Below are 4,421 nucleotides of genomic sequence, written 5' to 3'. Positions count from 1 at the left end.
GGGCGAAAACGGGTACGACTTCTACCTCGGACTCGGCGGCGGCAGTTCCATGGACACCGCGAAGGCGACCCGAGCCGTCGTCGCAAATGGGGGCGAGCTGCTCGATTACGTTGCTGCGCCGACCGGTGCTGGCGAGGCACTCACCGAGTCCGGAGCACCGCTCGTCCTTCTGCCGACGACTGCAGGGACTGGTTCGGAAATCTCCCCCGTAGCGATCCTCTCTGTTCCAGAGAAGAATATCAAAGAGGGGATTTCGAGTCCCCATGTCCGTGCTGACGCCGCCGTGCTTGATCCGAAGCTCACGACGACCCTCCCACCGGATCTCACGGCGAAGACTGCAATGGACGCCCTCGGTCACGCAATCGAGGGGTACACAACTCATCGTTACGACGACCTGCTCCGCCCCGAAAACCCGGCAGACCGCCCCGTCTACGCCGGCCGGACGGGTTTCACGGAGATGTTCAGCGAAAAGGCCATCGAGCTGCTCTCCTCGAACGTCCGTCGCGTTGTCAACAACGGCGACGATATCGAGGCCCGAGGTGCGATGCTGAAGGGAGCGCTGTTCGGAGCGATTGCGGGGCTCACTGCTGGTGCAAGTCTCGCACACGCGATGGCGTATCCGGTTGGAAATAACTATCACACCTATCATGGCGAGACGATTGCCGCGCTCACTCCTGCAAGCACGCTCGGCTACAATGTCGCTAGTGATCCACCGCGATTCGCAAACGTGGCGGAAATGCTCGGTGCCAACACCTCAAGTATGAGTACGCGCGAAGCCGCTGGGAAGGCCCGCGAGGAGTTCGTCAGTCTCCAGCGCGATCTCAACGTTCTTCCGAGCGGGCTCACCGAACTCGCCGGAATCACTGCCGATGACGTTGGAGAACTGGCCGAAAGCACCGTCGAGAGCCAACAGCGACTCCTCCGGTGTAACCCCCGACCTGTGACGAAAGAAGACGTCGAAGATGTGTTCCGTGATGCGCTGCACAACTGGGAATAAAGATGTCCACCCCGTGTTGATGTCTCGGTGTGACAGATTCCCACACGTCTGCAAATCTGGTCCGTAGAACCACCTCGGTGTTCGTTCGACGGAACATCGAAGTGGAACTCCTCGTTCTGTGCATTCTTCTGCTTGAAGGCCTCTAAGCGGTCACTACAGTCGAATGGTCACCGGCGTCTGCGTCAGCGTGTCAGTCGTCGGTGACTCCGGTGACTGCGACGCACTACATCCGGAGAGTGTCGCACCGAGTACCGCGAGGAGTGAGCGTCGAGTGGGCACACTCTGACAGTTATGCCGTGGGACAATATGAGCGTCTCCGAAGGTGCAGTTGCCCGCTCAGAGCTGACCCGGGGTTGAATCCATCGGCAGATACCATCGGTTAGTGTACGTTTAACTGAAACTGAACGTATAGAAAGCACTACTTTCTGATTTTCACGATAATCAATGGCTTAATTATAAAACAGATTACAATATCGCCGCTTCCCGTCGCCCGAATTGTGGGAGACATCCCGCAGAGTACGGATGAAACGGAGAAATTTCCTAAAATCAGCAGGTGGTATCGGCGTAGCAACAGCAATGGGTGGGGCAGGTGTTCTCGCCATGTCCGGAGGGGCAGCAGCAGCAACGGTCTCAATCAGTGCAGCGAACACAGCTCTCGTCTCGAACGACCGCGGTGACATCTCACAGGTGACTGCGGACCCTGAGTTCCACGTGCACTGGGAGAACTTCGACGATGCAGTTGGCAAGGTGTTCTTCCTCGTCGAAGCGAACGTTGGCGGTACTGGGTGGGAACCCATCTTCCGCGCAACGCCGTGGATTGGCGAAGAAGTGAACAACGGATACATCCGGCAGGTTCCAGGAACGACGGGGCAATACCGAGTGAAAGTGCCACTCTCGCAGGCGCTCAATCAAGATGACCGGTTCGATGATGGCAGCGGGCCTGATGCATCCGCAGGTCCGCTCGTCATCGCAGATGAGCAGGGGAAACCAGACTACAGTTCGCTCACTTCGTTCCCGAGTGGTCTCAGTGCATTCCTCGATGGGACGAGCATGGGAAGTGCAAGTCTGTATCCTGGTGCGCACGAAGAAGGCGGCCACCAGAACAACTACCCCGATATCGATGCAGGATACTACGGAGCTGCAGCAGACACCTCTGCACTCGACAACCCGAACGATGGGAGTGACAAGACAACCGAGGTCAAACTTCGGTACACGTTCGAGCTGCAACGTCCCAACCTGAGTCAACTGAGCTACCTCGACTCTGTCGACTTCTCTGGGCTGTCGACTGATGAAGAGAAGAAACAGAAGGCAGCAGATGAGCTCGATTGGCTCGAAGTGTCTGACATCGATGCAGGCAACTCGAAGATCGTCATGAACGGCGAAGACGGAAACGCGAATTTCGCAAATCCATCTGGAATCCCGTACAACTCGCTCATTGCGAATGCAGACAACCACGTCGGGATCCTGTCGACGGTTGCTACGTTCAACACCAAGGCGCGGAACGAAGCCAGTGATAGCGGTGTCACTGGCTCGTCGAACACTAACGCTTCATAAACCCTGACGTGTGTGGCCTCCTCGATTGAGGTCACTGTATCGGCTCTCCATTCTCTTTTGACGGCGATTGAAGGTATCCCAGTTTGTTCCTCTTTTGTCTCGGTAGACGATCTCTCGTCATCTGGAGTGTTTTATCTCGCCCTGTTGGGTATGGGGCGTACTCATTCCCCCGCTGAGTTTAGAGCAACAACAGAGTTTGGCACTCAAATATTTGCAAAATACAAAGATATATTGAATCGACCAACCTACGTTGCGTATGGCTGATTTCGACCCTTCCCCCGACTCGGATTCCTCTCGGCGAAGATGGCAGGAGGGAACAGACACGTTTGGTCGTGTCTATGACGTCGCGTTGGGCGTCACCTCACCCACTGCGTACACCGAAATAGCAGAATTAGCGGACTGCTCACCCAATACTGCGAAAAAACATCTTGAGCGCCTCGCTGAGATGGGTATCGTTCGAGCAGATAGAGACAGCCGGCCAGCGCAGTATGAGCGCAATGAGGGGTATCTCGAATGGCAAGAGGCCAGTCGCATTGCAAGCGACCTCACTATCGAAGAGATCATTGAACGGGTGAAGGCGCTCGAAGAGCAGCGCGAGGCGTACGAAGAGAAATTCGACACGGCAGACCCAAAAGAAGCCTCCGTATTCGACCATGAAGACCACGACACAATCCATGATCGGATGACTGCGGTCAGTGAGTGGCAGGGAGTGATTCGGGACATTCGTCTCTACGAGCTCGCTCGCCAGCTCTCCCAAAACGACGGGCATCTCATCCCAGCCTAAATGAGCCCACCACCTGAAGACTCAGAGCCTAACTCAACTGGGCCACCCGACCGCCAGACGCTGCGACTACTTGAGCGACACCTCGCGTCGGGTTCTCTGGTTGCAGACACAGAATTTGACCCAGATTCATACGAGCCACGACTCCTCCACGCATTGCTCGATGCTGGGCGATACCCCGAATCGATAGAAGCAGCACGGCTTGATATCCGGTGGTTTACGACTGGCGACTTTTCGATTCACAGAGATGCAAGGAGGAAGCCCACGGCTTCAGCCGTGGGAGGAATCCGACAAACCACTCCACCAACCACGAGCAATAGCAGTCTGACTCCCCCCACACCAGTCGTAGGACTTATAAAACACCACTCCGTATGTGAAGTTACAGATGGAGGTTAAGCGAACCGTTCCGGTCAAACTCTCGGTTCCCGACGACCGAGTGGACGACCTCCATCAGACCATCGACCAGTTCAACCACGCCTGCAACTACACCGTCCAGAACGGCAGGAACAACGACGGCTACCTCATCCTCAACAAGTCGAAGATACACGACGAAGTGTACCACGACTTGCGAGACGAGACAGACCTCCCCGCGAACCTCTGTGTGCGGGCCTACTCGAAAGCCGTCGAAGCGATGAAGTCCACCGTTGCCGACTGGAAGAAGGGAAACAGCCGACCGCTCCCCCGATTCAACGAGCCGTCCGCCGTCTACGACAAACGGACGTTGACCATCAAAGACAGGTCGGCCACGCTTTCGACCATCAACGGCAGAGTCGCTGTGGACTACGTTCTCGGGGACTACCAGAAGTCCTACCTCGATGATGACGACTACGAGAGGCGGATGGGGACGCTCCACTACCGCGAAGACGACGACGCGTTCTACCTCCATATTGTCATCAAGAAAGAGGTAGAAGAACGCGACGGTGACAAGATACTGGGCGTGGACTTGAACCTGAAGAACGTCGCCGTGACCAGCACGGGGTCGTTCTACGATGGTGGCGAACTGTTGTGGGGTCAGAACCACTACTTCCGCGTGCGTCGTAGCCTTCAGCACAAAGGCACTCGCTCCGCCAAGCAGGTACTCCGGCGACT

4 protein-coding genes and 2 pseudogenes are annotated in these 4,421 nt (G+C 56.3%); 5 read left to right on the top strand and 1 reads right to left on the bottom strand.

Going from position 1 to position 4,421, the window contains the following annotated elements; genetic code table 11:
- Nucleotides 1-997 (top strand): hydroxyacid-oxoacid transhydrogenase (locus AUR66_RS11870; protein WP_058572586.1); only part of this gene is annotated, 997 nt, incomplete at its 5' end.
- A 153-nt stretch (nt 998-1,150) separates the two neighbouring features.
- On the opposite strand, the gene AUR66_RS23070 is transcribed toward AUR66_RS11870, so the two are convergent.
- Complete coding sequence (locus tag AUR66_RS23070) at nt 1,151-1,276, bottom strand: hypothetical protein (RefSeq protein ID WP_269432580.1); 126 nt, start codon at nt 1,274-1,276, stop codon at nt 1,151-1,153.
- Between the two features lie 321 nt (nt 1,277-1,597).
- Here AUR66_RS23070 and AUR66_RS11865 point away from each other — a divergent pair, with 321 nt between their 5' ends.
- The 4 genes and pseudogenes from AUR66_RS11865 to AUR66_RS11855 all read left to right on the top strand — a co-directional run.
- A complete protein-coding gene (locus AUR66_RS11865; protein WP_157533087.1) occupies nt 1,598-2,551 on the top strand; it encodes a hypothetical protein in 954 nt (317 codons plus the stop codon).
- Between the two features lie 256 nt (nt 2,552-2,807).
- The gene (locus AUR66_RS11860; RefSeq protein WP_058572584.1) at nt 2,808-3,335 is read left to right on the top strand and encodes a winged helix-turn-helix domain-containing protein; all 528 of its coding nucleotides are present in this window, start codon (nt 2,808-2,810) and stop codon (nt 3,333-3,335) included.
- Nucleotides 3,336-3,575: pseudogene (locus AUR66_RS23270) on the top strand (hypothetical protein); the annotation flags it as partial.
- A gap of 142 nt (nt 3,576-3,717) precedes the next feature.
- Nucleotides 3,718-4,421 (top strand): annotated as a pseudogene (locus AUR66_RS11855) (RNA-guided endonuclease InsQ/TnpB family protein); the annotation flags it as partial.

Source organism: Haloferax profundi (genome assembly GCF_001469865.1).
Lineage (GTDB): Archaea > Halobacteriota > Halobacteria > Halobacteriales > Haloferacaceae > Haloferax > Haloferax profundi.
Note: the sequence above shows the minus strand (reverse complement) of the source record. Positions and strands in the feature narration are given on the sequence as shown.

Excerpts from the sequence above, each read along its gene's own strand:
- AUR66_RS11865 (WP_157533087.1), top strand. The coding sequence starts at position 1,598 with ATGTCCGGAGGGGCAGCAGCAGCAACGGTCTCAATCAGTGCAGCGAAC.
- AUR66_RS11860 (WP_058572584.1), top strand. The coding sequence starts at position 2,808 with ATGGCTGATTTCGACCCTTCCCCCGACTCGGATTCCTCTCGGCGAAGA.